Source organism: Gilliamella sp. B3783 (genome assembly GCF_026536125.1).
GTDB lineage: Bacteria > Pseudomonadota > Gammaproteobacteria > Enterobacterales > Orbaceae > Gilliamella.
In genome coordinates, this window is record NZ_JAFNOU010000001.1 from 15,419 (window position 1) to 37,376 (window position 21,958).

General features: G+C 33.9%; 16 protein-coding genes. 12 read left to right on the forward strand and 4 right to left on the reverse strand.

What is annotated here, in order from left to right; translation table 11 throughout:
- The first annotated feature begins 187 nt into the window (after positions 1-187).
- The 6 genes from J3U59_RS00045 (at position 188) to J3U59_RS00070 (ending at position 6,694) form a co-directional block, all read left to right on the forward strand.
- Positions 188-1,015 carry a MetQ/NlpA family ABC transporter substrate-binding protein gene (locus tag J3U59_RS00045; RefSeq protein WP_267332887.1) on the forward strand — a complete coding sequence of 276 codons (828 nt, stop codon included), beginning with the start codon at positions 188-190 and terminating at the stop codon, positions 1,013-1,015.
- Positions 1,016-1,248: 233 nt separating this feature from the next.
- On the forward strand, positions 1,249-2,184 hold the full coding sequence (locus J3U59_RS00050) for a hypothetical protein (RefSeq protein WP_267332886.1): 936 nt from the start codon (positions 1,249-1,251) through the stop codon (positions 2,182-2,184).
- Positions 2,185-2,521: 337 nt separating this feature from the next.
- Complete coding sequence (locus tag J3U59_RS00055) at positions 2,522-3,310, forward strand: acid phosphatase (protein ID WP_267332885.1); 789 nt, start codon at positions 2,522-2,524, stop codon at positions 3,308-3,310.
- A gap of 173 nt (positions 3,311-3,483) precedes the next feature.
- On the forward strand, positions 3,484-4,410 hold the full coding sequence (locus tag J3U59_RS00060) for a hypothetical protein (RefSeq protein WP_267332884.1): 927 nt from the start codon (positions 3,484-3,486) through the stop codon (positions 4,408-4,410).
- 280 nt (positions 4,411-4,690) lie between these two features.
- Positions 4,691-5,590, forward strand: coding sequence for an endonuclease/exonuclease/phosphatase family protein (locus J3U59_RS00065; RefSeq protein WP_267332883.1), 900 nt, complete (start codon positions 4,691-4,693; stop codon positions 5,588-5,590).
- 198 nt (positions 5,591-5,788) lie between these two features.
- Complete coding sequence (locus J3U59_RS00070) at positions 5,789-6,694, forward strand: endonuclease/exonuclease/phosphatase family protein (RefSeq protein WP_267332882.1); 906 nt, start codon at positions 5,789-5,791, stop codon at positions 6,692-6,694.
- Between the two features lie 22 nt (positions 6,695-6,716).
- Here the strand turns inward: J3U59_RS00070 and J3U59_RS00075 are convergent, their stop codons facing one another.
- Entirely contained in the window at positions 6,717-7,679 is a 963-nt protein-coding gene (locus tag J3U59_RS00075) for a hypothetical protein (RefSeq protein ID WP_267332881.1), read from the reverse strand.
- 511 nt (positions 7,680-8,190) lie between these two features.
- Between J3U59_RS00075 and J3U59_RS00080 the strand changes: the two genes are divergently transcribed.
- The 4 genes from J3U59_RS00080 (at position 8,191) to J3U59_RS00095 (ending at position 15,026) form a co-directional block, all read left to right on the forward strand.
- On the forward strand, positions 8,191-10,104 hold the full coding sequence (locus tag J3U59_RS00080; RefSeq protein WP_323849482.1) for an enterotoxin: 1,914 nt from the start codon (positions 8,191-8,193) through the stop codon (positions 10,102-10,104).
- 513 nt (positions 10,105-10,617) lie between these two features.
- Positions 10,618-11,706, forward strand: a complete 1,089-nt coding sequence (locus J3U59_RS00085) for an RNA ligase RtcB family protein (RefSeq protein ID WP_267332880.1) — start codon at positions 10,618-10,620, stop codon at positions 11,704-11,706.
- Positions 11,706-12,320 (forward strand): peptide chain release factor H, encoded by a 615-nt coding sequence (gene prfH, locus J3U59_RS00090; protein WP_267332879.1) that lies wholly within the window; start codon positions 11,706-11,708, stop codon positions 12,318-12,320. Before J3U59_RS00085 ends, prfH begins: the two co-directional genes overlap by 1 nt.
- A gap of 357 nt (positions 12,321-12,677) precedes the next feature.
- Complete coding sequence (locus J3U59_RS00095; protein ID WP_267332878.1) at positions 12,678-15,026, forward strand: TonB-dependent hemoglobin/transferrin/lactoferrin family receptor; 2,349 nt, start codon at positions 12,678-12,680, stop codon at positions 15,024-15,026.
- A 65-nt stretch (positions 15,027-15,091) separates the two neighbouring features.
- On the opposite strand, the gene J3U59_RS00100 is transcribed toward J3U59_RS00095, so the two are convergent.
- Together J3U59_RS00100 and J3U59_RS00105 are read right to left on the reverse strand one after the other, a co-directional pair.
- A complete protein-coding gene (locus tag J3U59_RS00100) occupies positions 15,092-15,835 on the reverse strand; it encodes an SDR family NAD(P)-dependent oxidoreductase (protein WP_267332877.1) in 744 nt (247 codons plus the stop codon).
- A gap of 142 nt (positions 15,836-15,977) precedes the next feature.
- Positions 15,978-17,297 (reverse strand): MATE family efflux transporter, encoded by a 1,320-nt coding sequence (locus J3U59_RS00105; protein ID WP_267332876.1) that lies wholly within the window; start codon positions 17,295-17,297, stop codon positions 15,978-15,980.
- 1,140 nt (positions 17,298-18,437) lie between these two features.
- Between J3U59_RS00105 and rhlE the strand changes: the two genes are divergently transcribed.
- On the forward strand, positions 18,438-19,742 hold the full coding sequence (gene rhlE / locus J3U59_RS00110) for an ATP-dependent RNA helicase RhlE (protein WP_267332875.1): 1,305 nt from the start codon (positions 18,438-18,440) through the stop codon (positions 19,740-19,742).
- Positions 19,743-19,768: 26 nt separating this feature from the next.
- On the forward strand, positions 19,769-20,110 hold the full coding sequence (locus J3U59_RS00115) for a YggL family protein (protein ID WP_267332874.1): 342 nt from the start codon (positions 19,769-19,771) through the stop codon (positions 20,108-20,110).
- Between the two features lie 67 nt (positions 20,111-20,177).
- Here J3U59_RS00115 and J3U59_RS00120 read toward each other — a convergent pair whose 3' ends face one another.
- Entirely contained in the window at positions 20,178-21,770 is a 1,593-nt protein-coding gene (locus tag J3U59_RS00120; protein ID WP_267332873.1) for an ABC-F family ATPase, read from the reverse strand.
- Positions 21,771-21,958 lie beyond the last annotated feature (188 nt).

A 21,958-nucleotide genomic window follows, 5' to 3' on the forward strand; every position in this document is an offset into this window, starting at 1 on the left:
AGAGTGCAATGAGGATTAGTTGTTTTTAGTTTATCATCATTACCAAACTTAATATAACTAGTTTGAATATAGTTATAATTTTTTTGTATTATCGCTATTTAAAATAGCTGCCTATAATGTGATAACTAAAATAATAGATATTGATTGCAATTAGTTAATTTAACTAGTTAAAAAAAGAGGAGTGATAATGAAAAAACTTTTTAATATATTAGCAATAATAGTGACGGGGTTTATTTTATTTGGTTGTGAACAAAAGTCTGAAACGAATGCTAATAATTTAGAAAAAAAAGAGATTGTCGTCGGTTTACCGCCAAGTATGCATAATATTTTAATGGAAAGGGTGGTCAAGCCTGAATTAGAAAAAAAAGGTTATACGGTCAAGTTAGTCAATTTTAGTTCATTACGAGACTCCAATACAGCATTGGTTGAAGGTAGTATCGATATGAATGCTGCTCAGCATCAAGCTTATTTAGATGTTTATAATAAAGAAACGAATAACGATCTAGTCTCGTTAGTGCACATACCTTCTATTTCAGCAGCGCTATTTTCACAAACTCATCGATCTTTAGACGATATTGCTCAAGGACAAACTATCGCTATACCAAATGATCCTTCGAATACAGCTAGAGCATTGTTATTACTGCAATCTTTGGATTGGATAAAATTAAAACCTCAAGCGCAATCGGGCACTGTCAGTGTTAATGATATTGCTGAAAATAAATATAACTTAAAATTTAAAACATTATTATCCGAAATTATTCCTCGAACGCTTAGCGAAGTTGATTATGCGATTATGCCCGGCGGTGTTGCTTGGTTAAGTAAAGTGCCTGCTGATAATGTGTTATTACAAGAAAAACTGTCACCTAATTTAGAGTTAATGGTGGTTGTTAAAAAAGAAAATTTAAATACTCAGTGGGCTAAAGATGTGAAACAACTTTATCAATCTGATGAACTTAAAACGTTTATTAATGAAGATCCTGATGCTAAAGGTCGATTTATTTGGCCACAACAATAGTAGAAAATTGTTATCAGGTGACCCAATATCCTAATTAATTGATTAGGATATTTTTGTCGTTATTGTAAACTATGATTGGTTATCTTATGTAGATAAATAATCAATATAAAATTTTTCTTAATTTTTTTCATGAATATTAATTAAAAGATTTTAAATCTATTAATTTAATTGGAATTATTGACTTTATTTTGATAAAGTTACTGTTCGTTTAATAGACATGAAATTTGCAAATAATGGAAAAAATTAAATATATTTTAGTATTTTTTTGTAGCATTGCTTTAGCGGGATGTTTTGAAAAAACTACCTTAGATCGTTTGATCGATAATCCAACAGCCAGCGACATTAAATTAATAATTGATGGTACAGAATTAACTATTCCTGCTAAGTCAGAAGTTAATTATAGTTTCGAGTATGGTAAACATACGATGACTTATAATAACGATTCAATCAATTTTATTATAAAGCCCGCTAAATTCGGCGGAACTACAATTATTAATCCTACCCAAAGTAACTATATTTTACATACTAATGTTTACGTTACCTCGGCTATGAAAGAGAGCGAATCTGATAAAGTTATTGAACAACAAATTAATAATATTCCCATCATTATTAATGGGGAAGTTACCGAAATACCGCTTACCGCAAAACTAATTAATGATGTATTTATTGATCAACAGGATTATGATTGGGATTATGGACTTGATCAGGATTTACCTGAAGAAATAACGCGAGAAATGTCAAAAAATTATGCTTACTCAGAGACACTTACAAAACTTTATCGTGAAAGTGAATATATCAAACTTTTAAAACAAGATGATATTGAAGAAGAAATCAGTTTTCCCTATCAACCTAAAAAATTTAGTGAAATCAGTTCTACTCATTTTTTCCCAACAGTTGATCTTAATGCAATAGAATGTGAACCAGGTCGAGAATATATTAAAAATCTTTACGATCAATGGCAGCATCTTTTTACCCTTAAAGGGGGGGATTTTGTAAGTAAATATAATAAGTTAATGGACGATAGTGATTTTGATAAGCAAAAACAATTAGAAAATATTTGTAACAACCAGATTGATCCTAATCGTACCTATCATACAGCTATGACAGATTATAATTATAATATCCTCAGAGATGCTAGAGATTTTAACTTTTTTCTTATTAAACAATAATATTATCTAATTGCTTTGTTTAAGATAAGCTTTATCTAAGCTATTTAATAAATAAGCATAAAATTATTTTTAATAGTTTTATGCTTTAATTTTTTGTGTTTTCTTTTATTTTTTTAACACATTGTTTTATCGATTTTAATTTTATGATTAAAAAAACAATTCGTGTACTTCTTCACCAGAAAGTCATTTTACTTTGGCTATAAAATAGTTATAAAAAATTGATTGAGCTCTCATTTTTCATTTTCTTCCTTATGTAATATTAACATTACCTTTAAGAGGTAATAGTACTGGTTAGTCTAGAAACTAAACATAATCGTATACTAAGGAGAGCCTATTTATGTATAACGCCAATAAATTGTTTAAATTGACTATGATTAGCTCGGTAGTGAGTTCATTTTTTATCTCATGTCAGGTATGTGCTTTTCAAAAAGGTTCGACTGAAGACTTTTTAGGGCATGAAGTTGGTATTACTTATCATACCGCCGAACAAGCTGTGAGTAGTAAAGATTATTTACCTCCTTTCCCTGATAAAGATAGCCCTGAATTTGAAGCCGACAAAATCGCTTACTTACAAGGTTATCAATTAAAAGATACACCGCGCTGGCAACAAGCAACGTCTGATGCTGATTTACATACAGATAATGTCGCTAAGATATTTTCAATACCATTAGGTATAAAAATCTCACCAAAAACAACACCGACACTTTACAAAATGTTTGGTGATTTGCTAGTTGATTCTGCCGATAATGCCACAAAAACAGCGAAAGAATTTTATAAACGAACCCGTCCATTCGTTTATTTTGGCAACCATCCTTGTCAACCTCAAGATGAAGAAGAGCGATTACTGCAAAATGGTTCATTTCCTTCTGGGCATACTTCATACGGTTGGACACTAGCTTTAGTTTTGGCACAAATATCACCAGATCATGCGGCAGCAATAATTAAACGTGGTTATGAATTTGGACAAAGTAGGGTGATTTGCGGTGCTCATTGGCAAAGTGATGTTACTGCCGGTAGAATGGTTGGTGCTGTTGAATACGCTTTTTTACAAACGCTTCCAAAATTTCAAACGGATCTAAAACAAGCAATGGCAGAAGTTAATTATCAATATAGTTTATTAAAATAGTTTTAGATAGATAATTTTGTTGATATTGTTAGCTATACTTCAATTGGTGATGTTAGATAACTCTATGTTTAACATCCGTTAATTATCATTTTTTTGACAAAAATAAATATCAATTTTTGCATAGGATATGATAAAGTGTATGCTCGATTTAAATATTAATAGAAAAGAATGTGATGAAAAAAATACAATATACGTTATTACTTACTTGTAGTTTAGGGTTGGTTGGTTGTTTTGATTCTAACCCTATTGAATCAGGCTCAGTAGACCGTTGGATAGATAATCCAACTGCTAATGAAATCAAAGTGTCTATAGATGGTAAAGAGTTAATTGTACCTGCTAAATCTGGTATAAATTATACATTTGACTATGGAAAACACAGTTTATCTTATAATAATCAGACACTTAATTTTATAGCTAAACCTGCAACAGTATCTAATTCAGGATTTATTAATCCCACACAAAGTAACTATATTTTGTTAACCACTTACTATACGACTAATCAACAAGTCTATGAAAAAATGATCGCTTCAAAACTTAAGAATGTTCCTATTATTATTAATGGTGAACAGACTGAGATTGAATTACCAGTAAATGTGGTTAATGACGTATTTATTGAAAGGAATAAAACGCCTTGGGACTATTCTATTGATGAAGCATTACCTGACTCGGTTACTGTAAAAGGTGAAAACCAATATCAATCTCAACGACGTAAACTCTACCGCGAAGATGAGTTTTTGAAAACGTTAGATATCCCAGAAAATGAAAAGGTCAGTTTTCCTTATCAGCCTAAGAATTTTGCAGATTTACCAAAAGTTGTGATGCCAACCATTTCGTTAGATGCGATTACATGTAAAAAAGGGCGCGAGTTTGTTGACACACAAGTAAAAGATTTGAATAAGTTTTTCAATTCAACAGGGAAAGAGTTAGCTAACGTCTATTATCAATTAACGTCAAGTGAAACGTTCCAAACTAAACATGCACTCCTACACGAATGCGTAACTAATGGCGAAGATAAAAATAGAACTTACGAAGCAGAAATGGATAAGATAGATGCAACACTCAAACCACAAGAGCAAGTTAATCTATTTATCACACAATAATAATGTCTTTCGTCTAGTGTAAAAATTAGATAATACGTTACTTAATTCTGATTAATAAGACATAAAATCGATTTCATCAATTTTATGTCTTACATTTCCTCAATCAAACTTTTATCACTTCGTTAGTTAAATAAAATAATTGATTTGCCAGATGACAAAGTCAAGTAACATTATACTCGTTGAAATTATTGAGCTATATCACATAAATTACATAAAAATCTTGGCGGTCTCAAGATTCAGGATAATATCTATCCATGTATAAAAAAACAAGGAATCGGTTATGAATAAACCTAAATTAAAATTAGCTGCAATTATTGGCAGTATTATTTTAAGTACATCGACTGCTTTTGCCTCGCTCGAGGATGTGAAGAATTTAAAAATTATTAGCTACAATGTTTATAATGGGATGAAGTTAGACGAAAGTGAAGGTAAACAAAAATTTATTGATTGGGCAAAAGCACAAGATGCTGACATTATTGCTTGGCAAGAGATGAATTTTTTTACGCGTGAAAAGCTTGAAAAATTTGCAGCAAGTTATGGACATAAATATGCTGTACTTTTGAAAGAAAAACCAGATGATGCCGCTTTTTTCCCTGTTGCAATTACCTCAAAATATCCTATAGTTAATGTCAATAAAGTCGTTGATAATATGTGGCATGGCGCTTTATATGCCGATATTGGCAATTATCATTTTGTTATTACTCACATGAATCCATTTTGGACGGCAAAAAGAATCGATGAAATAAACTTAATTATTGATTCAATTAAGTATAGTCGTGATCCCAATGGCAAATGGATTATAGCTGGTGATTTGAACTCTTTTTCACCTGCTGATAAACAAACCTACGATAAAAGTAATCTGTTAAATGATATTAAAGAAAAGCAGAAACAAAGACCAATATTAGAAAATCTTGTTAATGGACAATTAAGTTATACCGTGCAACAAAACTTATTGGATGCAGGTTTTATTGATGCCTTGAAAATTAAAAATAAACAATTTATCGCAACAGCGCCAACGAAAGTATTTTATGATCAAGCTTCAACGCCACTACGTTATGATTATATCTATATTTCTCCTCCCCTCAAAAAGGATGTTATTGACGTTAAAGTGCTAAAAGATGATTTTACAGATAAATATTCTGATCATTACCCAGTGCAAATGATAATTAAAAATAAATAGTTTTAACCAAGATCGGTAAAGCCATGCATAAGCTGCATGGCTTATCGTGTTATTTTTATATGGACGTTTTTTTATTATTGATAAACACTAAATTGTGATTGCGATCGCAATGTATCAATTTGAATTTAATTAATATCAGCTATAACGTCAAATAATCAATATGAATGAATTTAACTAAAAAAGCAGTAGGATAAATATATGAAAAAAATTTTTTTTGTGTTCAGTTTTCTGGGATTGTTTTCACTGTCTTCAAGTGCACTTGCTACAGATGATTTAGTGGTTTCTCAATATCAAAGTTCACCGAATAAAGTGTATGCCGATAATGCTCAACCGCAGATTACTGTTGCTAATTTTAATATTGCAGGGGGACTTAGACATCACAAGGTCGATTTAGACTTGGTTGCTAAAGCAATTAAAGCGATGGATGCTGATATTGTCACACTTGAAGAGGTTGATCAAAATACTACCCGTAGTGGCGGCGTAGATCAAGCTAAAATCATCGCTGAAAAAACAGGAATGCACTATCTATTTGGTAAAGCTACCGATATGAAAGGCGGCAATTATGGTAATGCTATACTTTCGAAATATCCTATTGAAAAAAGCAAAACCTTTTTGTTACCGTCTGGCTCTTTTGAACAAAGAGCATTGATGTTAAGTAAAATTAATGTTCCTGGCTTTGATTCGCCTATTTATGTATTTAATACCCATTTTGATTGGCATGAAGAAGATGAAGTAAGAATGGCACAAGCAAGGTTTATTAATAGCATTGTGTTTGATGATTTAGATTTAGATACTGAATTTCCTAATTTGGCTTCTGGTATTATGTTGTTACTCGGCGATTTTAATTCAGTCAAAAATGATAAAGTGATAAAAGAGCTTGAAAAATACTGGACGTTGGTTAAAAAAGATTATGTAGATACTCGCACTTGGCCAGCAGGAAATCCGGGATTAGATTTAGATCATATCTTTACCAGTCGCAATCAAATATGGAAAGTTGAACAATTAACGATTCCTAATGATGGTAACGAATGGAATGGTATTAAATGGCCATTAGTCAGTGACCATATTCCCGTTATAGCAAAATTAAAATTAATTGAACAATAACCCGTGGGCAATATGCCCACTTTTACTTCGATGATCTACCTAATTTAGCAATCAAATAAATATAGACTAGCTCACTGAATAATTCGACTAGTGTTTGGGTGACAATTACTGCCGGTAAAATTGGCATGATGTCTGCAATAGCCATTGCTATTGGCAATATCACTAACGCATTGCGTGTACCAGCACTAAAGGCGATAGCTCGACTTTCTGTGATGGAGACACGAAAAAAACGACCAACAAACCACCCAATAAAAGGCGCAAAAATAGCAAATAGTAGATAAAATGGAATAACTGATATGACTTGTGACAAATTCCCTTTAAGTTGAGGTAAAATCGCTATAATTACAATAAATAAGGCTAAAGCGGTGGTGGGGACCGGTAGTATATTCAATAGATTGACTGTTTTTGTCATAATTTGACTTCGACTTGCACATATCTGGATTATTACAGCAATGGTAAGTGGAAGTAAAATTAGCCATACAAAAGCATGAATAAATGGTGTAGGTTCAATGAGTCCTTTAACCTGTTCACCAATAAATATATTTAGATAAAAAGGTAACAAAAACAGTTGAAGCAATAACAGTAATGGTGTCGCCATTAACAGTGATCGGGCATCAGCATGACCAATATGTGCAAAAGTGACAACGTAATCAATGCAGGGGGCTAACAATACAAATAAGATACCGAGCTTAATCAAAGGTTCATTGGGTATAAAAATAGACAATATCCCTACAAATAGTGGTATAACAACAAAATTAGCAATGACTAAAGCAACAATAAATCGCTTATAAAGCAAAAATTTTGTTATATCGCCAATTGGAACTTGTAGAAAAGTCACAAATAGCATGACCCCTAAGGCAGGAGTAATGGCTATCGCAAAAACTGAGGTTCCATTTATACAAAAAACAACAATCATTGCGATAAAAACCGATAAAAAATAAATAGCTATTTGTTGTTGCTCTAATTTTTTTTTGAGGCTTTGCATATTAATCAAATACTTTCATCAATTCAAAATTAACCTTTAGCATACTGTTGATCTTCAATTAAATAAATGGGATTGTTTTAACAAGAAAAATATTTATTATTTTTCGAAAAAACGATCTTAATATAGAAAATATTGATCATTCTATTTGAACAAGTTACGTTTAATAAAATCAGTTCATTGATCTGCTTAACAAAATTTAATTATTAGAATTGTGAGCTTTGTCACATCGTATAATAAAAGAAGTGCAAAGTTAATTGGTACAAAATACTTTCGTTAAAATTATCAATTTTGTTTTTAACCATAAGTTAAATCGAATTAAATTAGATAAAATCACTATTTATTAACGCCAGTCTGTTATTTCGTTTTGAACCAAACAAAAGTCATTTATACCAAATTTTAATAACCAATAAACTGCAATAAAGATCACAATTTATGGTTATTTTACTGCCTATACTGATATTAATACTTCGGTTAATTTTTTTCCGAATTTTATATTCATCAGGAGGTAGTAATGAAAAAATATGTCAAAAATTGGATCACAATCGGATTACTCACTGCATTTTGCCTGCCTATTGGTTCGATATGGGCTAAAGAGTATCAATTAACGGGGAAAAATACACAAATCACGCTATCTGATAATGATAATCACAAAAATGTCACATCTTTTAATATTACTAACCCTATAACCCATGATTCAATCAATGTTAATACGCTATTTGAGATTACTTTGAATTCCGGACAAAAATTGACCGATAAAGATTTCCAATTAGATAATTTGCAACAAAAAGACAATCAAATTTATATAAATTTAAGTGGTCATGATATTGCGATTCAAACCCTATTGATTCTCAATGACGATAAACATTTTGCAAGTTATGAGCTGCAAATCACCCCTAAAAAACAAGCACTTTCAATGTCAGCCGTTTCTTTAATGCCATTCCATTCACAAGCGCCATTTGTTTATGGTTCTGTTGTGAGTTCACCTATTATCAGTGATACCTTTTTTATCATTCCCGAAAATCCATTAACCAATACGGTTGCCTATGAAGGCGGTGTTTTGCAAAAAATTCCGCAAGCAATCCCGTTACAAGTTAATCATACCTTGAGTTATAAAACCTATATTGGTACCTATGAAAATGGGCAATTAAGACGCAATGTAAATGAATTTATTAATCACGTTCGAGAACGACCATATAGCCCATATTTGCATTATAACTCTTGGCTAGATATCGGTTTTTTTAATCCTTATACCGAAAAAGAAGCTTTACAACGCATTGATCAATATGGTGAGCAATTGGTTGAAAAACGTAAAGTCAAACTTGATGGTTATCTGTTTGATGATGGATGGGATAATTTACAAGGAAACTGGGGATTTAGTGCAAATTTTCCTAATGAATTTAATAAATTAAAAACTGCATCTGAAAAATATGGTGCGGCACTTGGTATTTGGTTGTCACCTTGGGGTGGATACAATAAACCACGAGATACTCGTGTTGCCAATGCGTTAAAACTGGGTTATGAGACAATGGATGGTAAACTGGCTTTATCTGGTCCTAAATATTATGCTAATTTCCATAAACGGATTTTAGAATTAATCAAAAATCAAAATATTACGATGTTTAAACTTGATGGGACAGGCAATGCGGATAAAGTGATTGCTGGTAGCCAATTTACTAGTGATTTTGATGCGGCGATCCATTTAATTGAAGATATGCGTAAAGCGAGTGATCATTTATATATTAATTTAACAACCGGAACCCAGGCTACGCCATCTTGGCTGTTTTATGCCGACTCCATCTGGCGAGGAGGCGATGATGTCAATTATTATGGGCCAGGCAGTAAAGTTCAACAGTGGTTGACTTATCGTGATGCAGAAACTTATCGATCAATTGTACTTAAAGGTCCATTGTTCCCATTAAATTCTTTAATGCTGCATGGCATTGTGTATGCTAAACAAGCAAAAAATTTGCAACAAGAAACCGAAAATGACTTTGCCGATCAAGTTTGGAGTTATTTTGCAACTGGAACGCAATTGCAAGAAATGTATATCACCCCTGAACTGATGACAACAAACAATTGGGATACGTTAGCGTCGGCGGCTAATTGGGCAAGAGATAACCAAAAAGTGTTATTTGATACCCATTGGATCGGTAAAGATCCCACAAAATTATGGGTATATGGTTGGGCTGGATGGACGCAAGATAAATCCATTATTACTTTACGTAATCCGTCAGATAAACAACAAGTGTATTATCTTGATTTACAGAATGATTTAGAGTTACCAGCAACGGCAAACTCGAATTTTACCATTCACATTGATTACAATAGTCAATCACATGCACCAAAACCAGCTGTTATTGATAAAACAGCGATGATCACCCTTGAACCATTTGAAACCGTTGTGATGTCTTTAACGCCTCAATAGTAATAATATGCCTTGTATGCGACTTACAAGGCATTAAAAATTGTTTTAAAACAGACGTGTTAATTGATGATGTTTTAACTATGATTTAGCGCATATGGTTAAAAAATGTTATGATTAGGCTATTTACAATAGTAAAAAAGCTCATTATGATACGCGCCATTATTAACTGCAAAGGAGAACTGATTATGATTTATTTAGATGACCTTTGCAGGCTTATCGCACAATAATTGGGTGATTAACTTTTCCATTCTTGCTTCAATTCATTCTGCTGATCTTAGCCTGCCAATTAAATGCATACCTATAATTTAAAACCAATCTTAGTTTATTGATGTAAATTAAAGAGTTTTACAACCTAAAAATGATTTGATAGTTAATTTATCGCTTTTATTGGCGACAAAACAATAATGTTTTGACCATGGTGGTTTTTCTTACTGGTGTGGTTGTTATTTATCTGTTATATCGCATTTAAATTATAGGCACTAAACAATAAAAATATTTTTAATGGATTGATATATGGACAATTCTATACAGATACTATCTGAAAAAGTGTCATTAATTGCTTCAAACAAAACATGGATTGATGGTTTAGCTATTGAGCAACTAGAGGTAACGGCTGCATTACCCAATATGGTTAAAGTGGTTGGAATGCCTGACCTGCATCCCGGAAAAGGTTACCCGATTGGTGCGGCTTATTTAAGTCGTGAAATAATTTATCCTGCATTAATTGGCAGTGACATTGGTTGTGGTATGGGGTTTTGGCAAACCGATATTAGTATTGCTAAGTTAAGCATAGATAAATTAACACGCCAAATAGGCAATATTGATCAACCCGATATGCGACATAAATATAATCTTGGTACGATTGGCGGTGGGAATCATTTTGCCGAGTTACAAAAGGTTAGCAAAATTTTTAGCGAGCAACTTTTTGAGCACTACCAACTTGATGCTAAAAAATTATTTTTGCTAGTGCATAGTGGTTCACGGGGATTAGGGCATGCAATTTTGCAAAACCAAATATCACGATTTGGTTATCAAGGTTTAGCAGATCAAAGTGCACCCGCACTTGAATATTTAGCAAAACATGATAACGCTGTCGCATTTGCTATGCTAAATCGTCAAGTGATAGCTGAACGGTTACTCAATAACCTCAACAGTCACGGGCGTGAAATACTCAATGTTTGTCATAATTTTTTGCAACAAGTGACATTAGACCATAACGACTATTGGTTGCATCGTAAAGGTGCATCTTCAGCGCTGGATGAGCTTGTTATTGTACCAGGCTCTCGTGGGGATTATAGCTATTTAGTTAAACCGATACCGAATGAAGCGCTACTCTTGTCACTAGCTCATGGGGCAGGGCGAAAATGGCGCCGAGCAGACTGTGAAAGCAAACTCGATACTCGTTACACAATTGCTGAATTAAAACGAACAAAATTAGGTAGCCGTGTCATTTGTGAGGATAGTCGTTTAATTTTCGAAGAGGCACCACAAGCGTACAAATCAATAGATAGTGTGATTGAATCGATGCAACAAGCCAATATTGTAACAGTTATTGCTCAACTTACACCAATATTGAATTATAAAACACAAGGAGGTCACTAATGGCATTACTGCTTTTTTCGTCTGCCAGAGGGCCTGATGAATGCTCATTGATGGTTGCAAAAGCCATAAAACAATTTTTTATCGAAGCGAATAAATTATCGTTATCGATTGAAATGTTAGAAAGTATATTGGACGACAAGCCCAATACATTTCGTTCAGTATTGATTTCTGTTGAAGGTTGTCTAAGTGAACAATTAATCTCACGTTGGCTTGGCACCGTACAGTGGGTGTGTCAAAGTCCTTACCGACCACATCATAAACGTAAAAATTGGTTTATTGGTATTACTTGCTTACCTAATCCTGTTCCAATACAAGATAGCTCTATTGCGTTTTCGACAATGAAATCTTCCGGAGCAGGCGGGCAGCATGTGAATAAAACGCAGTCAGCTGTACGTGCAACACATATTGCAACCGGTATGACTGTCAAAGTTCAATCAGAACGTAGCCAACATGCCAATAAACGTTTGGCAAAACTGCTATTGGCTCATAAATTGGCTGAACATAAAGAAGAACAATATCAACAACAAAAAGAGATTCGTCAACGATTTCATGATGTTATTCCTCGAGGTAATAGTTGCTTAGTGTTTTATGGTGAAGCGTTTTGTGACAAATAAAAATGATTTTATCCAATTAATCATTGAATTTTTTGTTATTTTTTAAGTATTCTAAAAAAATTATTAATTTTATTATTATCAATAAAACAAAGGCGCTAAATAAATCTCTTTTGACTAAAAAGCGAGCTTTAGTGCCTAGTCTTTCTGCTTTTTTAATGGTAAATCAAATTTTTTGTAACCTTTGTATTGAATAAAACTATTACAAAATAAATTCATGTTTTTCTTTGTATTCTTTCATAAAACACATATACTTTGCAGTCCACCTAATTGATAATGATTATCATTACTAATTGTGTGGTTAATGTTATTTTATCTATTTAATTAATTATTCAGTATTTTTTATGAAAGGAATTTAATATGATTTATAAAAAGGTAGGTTTGTTACTATTTCTAACCAGTTTTACTGTTCAAGCTGATCAGTCAATCAATGAGAATAATGAAACAAGTAAAAATGAAGAACAAGAAAAGCAATATAAAAAAACTAAAGCTGACAATCAAAGTAGTAGCGAAGATATAAATGATGTTATTACTGTGATTGCTAGTGCAAATAAACAAAATGAACTGAAAAAAATAAATAGTGTTATTGCTGGTCGTTCAACGCTTTCTTCGGGTTTAATAGAACAAAAACAAGCTGACAATGTTGCGGAATTATTAAATACATTGCCTGGCGTAAGCTCGGCCGGTTCAGTAAGGCAGGGTGGGCAAACATTAAATATCTGGGGGTTTGGTAAAGTTGAGGATGTTAAAATTATTGTTGATGGCTCACAAAAAGGATTCCAAAAATATCAACAAGGTTCAGTTTTTATTGAGCCTGAACTACTTAAACAGATAGAAGTTAATAAAGGTCCCCATGATGTGAAATTTGGTAATGGGGGATTTGGTGGGGTTATTAGAATGGAAACCAAAGATGCAATTGATTTGCTTGAACCCAATAAATTAGCTGGCGCATTAGTTAAATATAGTTTTCATTCTAATAACCATCAAAATATGGTTACCTCTGCTGTGTATGGCAGAACCGAAAATGATATGTTTGATGGACTCGTTTACTATACTAACCGTAATAGCGGTAATTTTAAACGTCCAGATGGGTCAAGATTTGAGTTTTCGAAAGATGACATGGACTCTTATATGGCAAAACTTAACTTTAGGCCCAATGAAGAAAACACATTCACTGTGTCAGGCATTCGTTCTAAAGTTGATTCATGGCAACCATGGGCGGCAAAGTACGTTGAAAAAATGACGCCTCCGACAGCTGCACAAATTGAAAAATATGGTTATCGAGCAGCTTGGTTAAGAAAATTAGTTAAACGCGATCAAACCGATGAGTCGGCGCAATTTAAATGGAATTACCAACCAACGTATAATCCTTTGGTTAATTTTACTTTACACACAACCTATTCCAAAACAAAGCAAAATGATAATCGACCAGAAAAATACAATCCAGTAGCTGCGCTAGGAACAATGGGAAATAGAAGTTGGACAAGTTATACCGATAAAACTGTAGAACTTGAAAATATTAGTATTTTTACTACTGGTGCTATTGATAATGCATTAAAAATTGGTGCTCAAGTGCATTTACATGATCGTGATACGTTGATGTATTATAAGAATTACGCCAATAAGCCTAATTATCATAATGGTTATTTCCAACCAGCTTATATGCCTTCCGGTAAACAACAAAATTATAGTTTTTATATTCAAGATGAACTTTCTATTGATAACTTTGTCTTAACACCAAGTCTTCGCTACGATTATGTACGTAATCACGGACAAAAAAATTATGCATCAGCTTATAATGATCCTGATCCTCGCTTTGGACATGATTATTCTCCGGTTAGTTATTCTGGTTGGACACCAAGATTTGGGGCTTATTGGCAAACAACTGAAAATGTTGGGTTCTTTGGCGATATCAGTTATGCTTGGCAAGCACCAACAATTGATGAAACTTATGAGGTTCAATTTACACCTAAAAATGGTGGATCAGGTAAGATTACAGCGACCAGCCGAAATCTTAATAAGGAGCGTAACTTATCAATTAGAGTAGGGAATATACTCGACTTTAACAACTTATTATTAGAAAACGATAAATTACAAGTTCGTAGTACCCTGTTTAGACAGCGTGTCAAGGATGAAATTTTTGTTACTCGAGGATTTAATAACTCAATTTGTGGTCCTGATAGGGCGTGCCCGCTAGGACAACCTAATTATCGTAATTTACCGGGTAAATTAGTGGTAAACGGGTTTGAATTAGAAACTTTCTATGACAGTAAATATTGGTTTGCAAGTGCCACCTACTCAATTCAAAAAGGAGAAAGAGATACGGCGCCTCAAGCACCATGGATGCATCATAAAACCTATGTCGCAACAATTGCACCACGCACGGCAACATTAACAACGGGTTTTAAAATCCCAGAATGGAATCTTCGAGTAGGTTGGAATGCGCAATTTGTTAGAAAGCAAGATCGCACAGGGCATGAAGATAGAAATCATGACGGTTTTGCTGATCTTGGTGCTTATTCTTTATCACCTTCGTCGGGTTATTCTCTACATAACTTATTTGCCACTTGGCAACCAACTTTTTTACCAAAAGCAGAAGTAAGATTTTCTGTTGATAACCTATTTAACAAGGATTATCGGCTTTATTTAGGCGAAAACACCTATGGGCTTGCACGTAACTTTAAAGCGAGTGTTTCATACCGATTTTAAATTTTGTTAAAATTTAAATACTGCCAGTTTACTGGCAGTTTAACCAAATCGGCCGTTAAATCTGTTTACCACTTACCAGCAGTTGAGCCGCCATCAACAACCATAACTGTGCCTGTCACAAAATTGGAATCAGTTAAGTACATCACCGCATTAATAATGTCTTGCACATGTCCAATCCGATTGACAGGCGCCATGGATTTTAAAACTGTTTGAACTTGAGGATCCGTTGGGTGCATTGGAGTTTCGATAATGCCTGGCGCAATGCCGTTAACCATAACCTGACTTGATGCTAATTCTAACGCTAAGCCTTTTACAGCACTATTAATACCACCTTTGATCATAATCGGTAGTAAAGCCGGAACAGTCAAATTGGGTTGCATAGCAATGGCAGCAGTGATATTGATGATATGCCCAGATTGATTTGCCATCATATGTTTAGCGGCAGTTTGTGCAGGGTAGAAAAACCCTTTAAGGTTTGTATCAATAATAGTGTTTAAATCATCTTGCGTATAATCAATAGCGGGTTTAGAAATAAATATGCCTGCATTATTGACTAAAATATCGACTTTACCAAACCTTGCGATAGCGTGTGAAAAAAGTAACTCTGCTGTTTGCGGTTTTGCAATATCCCCAGCAACAAGTAATAGATTGTCGGGCTCACCTAAGTTTATGGCAGCCTGTTCTAAACGGGCTTTATCTCGACCATTTGCAACGACATTGAAACCTCGTTCAAGGTAGGCTTTAGCAATCGCAAAACCAATTCCACTTGAAGCGCCTGTTACAATAACGGTTTTGTTTCCTTTATTCATTTAATTTAATGCCTGTTTTGTCTCAAAAATGCGGATAATTATATAAGAGATGGATTGAAATAGGAATTCGATTGCAGAAAGTAAGTAGCGATATTTACCTGTAGGCAAACAATAAAATCCATTTGCTGCTGGTCTGTTTAAATCAACGCATAAGATATTGTTTCGATCGATTAATCCAAATCACTAGAAATAAGGTGCGCCCTAAACTGAACAAAATATAGGAAAACCACAAACCATTATTTCCCCAAATTGGCACAAAAATAGATTGAGCAATCAACCAAAGTAAAAGGGCAAGAATCATGGAATCTCGAATAGAAGAGGTATAACTAATTCCCGAAAAAACGCCATAATAGATCAATCCACCCGCGACGACAATCGGGAAAATGATTAACCATAATTGATATTGAAGGCAAAGATCAATAATGTCGGTTTGATTGGTTAATAATTTTATTATGGTGGTATCTAACGCAAACCAAATTGTAATTAAAATTACAGGGCAAATAATACATGCTTGTAGTGACCAACGTAAGGTTTGATTGTATAGGACTATATCTTTGGTTCCTTTAGCTTTACCACTAAACACACTTGATGCATTAGCAAAACCATCAAATAAATATGCCATTAAATAATGAATTTGAAACAATACCGCATTGGCTGCTAACACGTTAGTACTAAAACTTGAACCAATTGAAATAAAATGATTGGTAACTACCAACAGGCAAATAGTTCGAATCATTAAATTGGTATTAACCAACATGACTTCTTTCAATGATTGCCAAGAAAAAACCGATTTCAAATCAGTTTTTTGGTGTGATTGGGGTAAATAGCGAACAATAAATCCGATCCCTAACAACGTACAAATCACTTGCGCACTGAACGTTGCCAACGCCACGCCTTGAATATCGAAATGAAACCCCCATACCAAAATGGCTGCCATAAGAATATTGAGCACATTAATTAACACCTGCAAAAACAGTACAGCTTTTATTTTTGATATCCCCATTAACCAACCAACAAGGACATAATTGATGAGTACAAACGGCGCACCCCAAATTAAAATCGAAAAATAAATATCGGCATAATGTCTAACCTCATGATTAGGTTTGATGACTTGCATCGACACGCTAAAAATGAATTGCTGAAAAATAATAAATAATATACCCAACACAATAGCAATAAACAGGGGACGGATCAGCGAAGAGCGCAGTAATCGTGGATCGTTTAATGCTTGAGCTGCAAATCCTGTGGTACTCACACGTAAAAAGCCAAACAACCAATATAGCGTATTAAAGATAACTGCACCAACCGCTATACCAGCAATAAATGCTGGATTAGATAGATGACCGACTAAAGCGGTATCGACCACACCTAATAATGGGGTTGTGATAGTTGCAATGATAAAAGGAATAACCAATGCTAAATAATCTTTAAAACTAAGCTGGCTGTTTGATTGTATTGTCATAAATTTAGAAACCTAATATAGATTCTAGAAGTTGTTTAAAATACGCATGTTAACATCACCTAATTGTTCAACAATTTGTCCTTGATAAAAAACAGTACTCGATCATATAGATAGGTAATTGTCGTTAAATCAGCGAAATAAAGCTACTGGTTAAATGTAATTGTTTTTATAAATCGGTCAATAACGATAAAATTTGCGTTTATGCGAGCAATACAAATACGCTGTAATTGGGCCGCCACGCATTTTGTCAACGAATTGATAAACAAACCAATGTGCTTTGACAATTATCCTTAATGTTTTACGTTAGTTAAACGGCTAGTTTTAGAGTAAGAAGTTATATAAAATTACCTATAACAAGGATGGTTTTTAATCACTTTACAATATTAACATTCAATTGCAATCGTATAAAAGTGTGAAATTAAAATCCAAGCCTCAAGGATAAATGATATATGGAAAAACTGGTTAGAAATCGAAATTTAGTTTTATTATCTCTGTTTTTTTTACTTTATGGCATAAATGTTTTGTTCATTATTTACGTATTAAATATGGACTCTCGTTGCCCTGATTATTTATTGAGTATTGAGTTGGTATTGGTGTGCACGATGTTATTAATCCAGCTTCTTTTATTTTGTTCTATACTATTTGATATAATTATTTTACCTGATCATGATCGTTTTTCTTCTTATATTGGGTTGTTTTACGGATTAGTCGTTTGTTTCATCGCTTTTTTTCTTGCTTTATTTGTGCTTTCAATGCTAAGTGTTGGTTTGGATGTTTTAGCTTTCGCTTTAGTCATACCATTTCATTTCTGCCTAGGCGTTATAGGTTATTTTGTCCTACTTCTCATTAAACTTTTTAAAAGTCTTTACTTGACGTATAAACAAAAAAATAGACTTGAGCATTGAATTACTGTCCTTTTTACTAGTCTACTATTGAATAAAAAAGGACTAGTTCTATCTCGTTTTGATTTATCTATCTAATTTCAATTGAGAAAAAAGAATTGTTCCTGATATAAGCCGTGAAAGCTAAACCGTGTTAGGTTTTCCTTAATGCATGGTTAAATAATCAAACATTTAATATTGAATTGCTTTATAATACACATGAATAATTCATTTTTTACGTTTATTTAGGAATCCTTTCATGTCATTTGACTCTCTTGGCTTAGATGCCAAGATTTTACAAGCTATTGAAGAACAGAACTATACCGATCCGACCCCTATCCAACAACAAGCTATTCCGGTAATATTGTCAGGTAAAGATTTAATGGCCAGTGCTCAAACTGGTACGGGTAAGACGGCAGGTTTTGGCTTACCGATTTTGCAGAAATTAGTCGAACAGCAAGCAAAAACAAATAATCGATCTGAACCTAAAAGGGGCAAACGTCCTTTATATGCCTTGATCTTAGCACCAACTCGTGAACTTGCTGCGCAAATTGGGGAAAATATTCGTGACTATAGTCGCTATCTAGCTGTTCGATCATTAGTGGTGTTTGGTGGGGTAAGTATCAATCCACAAATGATGAAACTTCGCGGTGGTGTAGATATTTTAATCGCCACACCCGGACGATTATTAGATTTAGTTCAGCAAAATGCAGTTGACCTTTCAACCGTTAAAATATTAGTTCTGGACGAAGCTGACCGTATGCTTGATATGGGCTTTATTCATGATATCCGTCGTGTGATCGCAAAGTTACCCAAAAAACGTCAAAATTTATTGTTTTCAGCGACATTTTCGGATGAAATTAAATCATTAGCCAATACGCTTTTGCATTCACCCGAATCGATCGCTGTAGCCAAAACTAATAGTGCATCAGAACAAATTACTCAATATATTCATCGAGTTGATAAACGCCGTAAACGTGAACTTCTTTCTTATTTGATTGGCAAAAATCAATGGCAGCAGGTGTTAATTTTTACCCGGACGAAATATGGTGCTAATCATCTTGCTGAACAGCTCACCAAAGATGGTATTAAAGCTGCGGCAATTCATGGTAACAAAAGTCAAGGAGCAAGGACCAAAGCCTTAGCGGACTTTAAGTCGGGACAAATACGAGCGCTGGTTGCTACCGATATCGCGGCCAGAGGTTTAGATATTGAATTATTGCCTTATGTTGTTAATTATGAATTACCTCAAGTGGCAGAAGATTATGTGCATCGAATTGGTAGAACAGGACGAGCTCAAAATCAGGGGCAGGCGATATCATTAGTTTGTATTGATGAGCTTGCTCAATTAAAATCAATTGAGAAATTGATTAAAAAAACCATTCCAGAAATTTTTACTCAGGGATTCGAAGTCGATCCTCGAATTAAAGCCGAACCCGTAAAAAAAGTGACAGCAAAACAGGTTCCGGCAAAAAGAAGACGTGTTAATCAAACGCGAACTTCAAAAAATAATCAGAATAGTATGACGCAATCTAGCCATCATACATATTCTAAAACTCACTAAATTTTCTAAAGTAGAAGGATATTATTATGGCTAAAGTTAATCGCAGTCGTCGTTTAAGAAAAAAATTACATATTGAAGAGTTTAAAGAGTTAGGTTTTACTGTCAGTTGGTCTTTTGACGAAGGGACGAGTGAAGAAACCATCGATTCTGTTGTCGATCAATTTATCATTGAAGCGATACAAGCAAATGGTTTGGCCTACGAAGGCAGTGGGTATTTAAGTTGGCAAGGTATCATTTGTACGCAAAAATTGGGTAATTGTACCGATGAGAACCGTGACGTTGTCACTAAATGGCTTGAAAACCATGGTTTAAAAAATGTCAAAACTAGTGAATTGATTGATATTTGGTGGGATGAACTAGATTTTTAATCATTTAATTCGATAAATAATAAAATAGCCACTAACGTGGCTATTTTTTATTAATGAAACAATATTATTATTCAATCCCTTGGCTACGCAAGTAATCTTCATAATTACCGGTATAATCAATCACTTTTTCTGGGGTGATTTCGATAATACGAGTTGCAAGTGAGCTAACAAATTCACGGTCATGCGAAACAAAAAATAGCGTTCCTTGATAAAGCTCTAATGCCATATTTAACGATTCAATCGATTCCATATCAAGATGATTGGTTGGTTCGTCCATGACAATGATATTTGGACGTTGCATCATTAATTTACCAAATAGCATACGACCTTTTTCACCACCAGATAATACTTTAACTTGTTTCTTTATATCATCTTGTGAAAATAGTAAACGCCCTAAAATACTTCGAACCGCTTGTTCATCATCGGTTGGTTGTTTCCATTGACTCATCCAGTCAAATACCGTTAAGTCTTCTTCAAATTCATATTCATGATCTTGGGCATAATAACCAATATTGGCATTTTCTGACCATTTAATATCACCTGATTCAGGTGTTAGTTCGCCCATTAACGTTTTAAGTAAGGTTGATTTACCAATACCATTAGTCCCCAAAATAGCCACTTTTTCACCGACCTCAACCATTAAATTAAGATCTTTAAATAGTGGTCCGTTATCAAATCCTTTGGTGAGATTTTCAACGACAAGTGCATTACGGAATAATTTTTTATCTTGCTCAAAACGGATAAATGGATTTTGCCGACTAGAAGCTTTAACTTCTTCTAATTTAATTTTTTCAATCTGCTTTGCGCGTGATGTCGCTTGTTTTGATTTTGATGCGTTAGCACTAAAGCGACTAACAAACGATTGTAATTCATTAATTTGTGCTTTCTTTTTGGCATTATCGGCTAATAAACGCTCTCTGGCTTGCGTTGATGCCGTCATGTAATCATCGTAATTACCTGGATAGATGCGCAATTCACCATAATCCAAATCTGCCATATGGGTACAAACCATATTGAGAAAATGGCGATCATGCGAAATAATAATCATGGTACTTTCACGTTCATTAAGGGTATCTTCTAACCAACGGATAGTGTCAATATCAAGGTTATTGGTTGGTTCATCTAATAATAAAATATCGGGATTAGAAAACAGTGCTTGTGCTAAAAGGACTCTTAACTTCCAACCTGGCGCTATCTCACTCATTAATCCATAATGTTGTTCAATGGGAATACCAACGCCCAATAATAATTCGCCTGCGCGAGCTTCAGCACTGTAACCATCCATTTCGGCATACTGCGTTTCTAAATCGGCAACTTTAAAACCATCTTCTTCACTCATTTCGGGCAGAGCGTAGATGCGATCACGCTCTTGTTTAATTTGCCACAGTTCAGTATGGCCCATAATGACAGTATCAAGAACCGTGAATGTTTCAAAGGCGAACTGATCTTGACGCAATTTACCTAGTCTTTCATGTGGATCTAAAGCAACATTACCTGAAGTTGGAACTAAATCACCACCAATAATCTTCATAAAAGTTGATTTACCACTACCATTGGCACCAATAAGACCATAGCGATTACCATTACCAAACTTAACAGAAATGTTTTCAAATAAAGGTTTACTGCCAAATTGCATTGTGATGTTATTTGTACTTAACACTTATTTATACTCTCGAATTGTTAAGGCTATTTTGCTCAAAGCCATGTTGTAAAATAGCCAAAATATAATTTGGCGCACATTATGCCATAATTAATCGTTATTGAGGATTATTGTTTAGTGTTTTATATCTCCCTTTTATTGGTTATTTAATGTGGTCAATGATGGTAAACATTTAAGTTTAAATTTTG

Excerpts from the sequence above, each read along its gene's own strand:
- J3U59_RS00045 (WP_267332887.1), top strand. The coding sequence starts at position 188 with ATGAAAAAACTTTTTAATATATTAGCAATAATAGTGACGGGGTTTATT.
- J3U59_RS00050 (WP_267332886.1), top strand. The coding sequence starts at position 1,249 with ATGGAAAAAATTAAATATATTTTAGTATTTTTTTGTAGCATTGCTTTA.
- J3U59_RS00055 (WP_267332885.1), top strand. The coding sequence starts at position 2,522 with ATGTATAACGCCAATAAATTGTTTAAATTGACTATGATTAGCTCGGTA.
- J3U59_RS00060 (WP_267332884.1), top strand. The coding sequence starts at position 3,484 with ATGAAAAAAATACAATATACGTTATTACTTACTTGTAGTTTAGGGTTG.
- J3U59_RS00065 (WP_267332883.1), top strand. The coding sequence starts at position 4,691 with ATGAATAAACCTAAATTAAAATTAGCTGCAATTATTGGCAGTATTATT.
- J3U59_RS00070 (WP_267332882.1), top strand. The coding sequence starts at position 5,789 with ATGAAAAAAATTTTTTTTGTGTTCAGTTTTCTGGGATTGTTTTCACTG.
- J3U59_RS00075 (WP_267332881.1), bottom strand. The coding sequence starts at position 7,679 with ATGCAAAGCCTCAAAAAAAAATTAGAGCAACAACAAATAGCTATTTAT.
- J3U59_RS00080 (WP_323849482.1), top strand. The coding sequence starts at position 8,191 with ATGAAAAAATATGTCAAAAATTGGATCACAATCGGATTACTCACTGCA.
- J3U59_RS00085 (WP_267332880.1), top strand. The coding sequence starts at position 10,618 with ATGGACAATTCTATACAGATACTATCTGAAAAAGTGTCATTAATTGCT.
- prfH (WP_267332879.1), top strand. The coding sequence starts at position 11,706 with ATGGCATTACTGCTTTTTTCGTCTGCCAGAGGGCCTGATGAATGCTCA.
- J3U59_RS00095 (WP_267332878.1), top strand. The coding sequence starts at position 12,678 with ATGATTTATAAAAAGGTAGGTTTGTTACTATTTCTAACCAGTTTTACT.
- J3U59_RS00100 (WP_267332877.1), bottom strand. The coding sequence starts at position 15,835 with ATGAATAAAGGAAACAAAACCGTTATTGTAACAGGCGCTTCAAGTGGA.
- J3U59_RS00105 (WP_267332876.1), bottom strand. The coding sequence starts at position 17,297 with ATGACAATACAATCAAACAGCCAGCTTAGTTTTAAAGATTATTTAGCA.
- rhlE (WP_267332875.1), top strand. The coding sequence starts at position 18,438 with ATGTCATTTGACTCTCTTGGCTTAGATGCCAAGATTTTACAAGCTATT.
- J3U59_RS00115 (WP_267332874.1), top strand. The coding sequence starts at position 19,769 with ATGGCTAAAGTTAATCGCAGTCGTCGTTTAAGAAAAAAATTACATATT.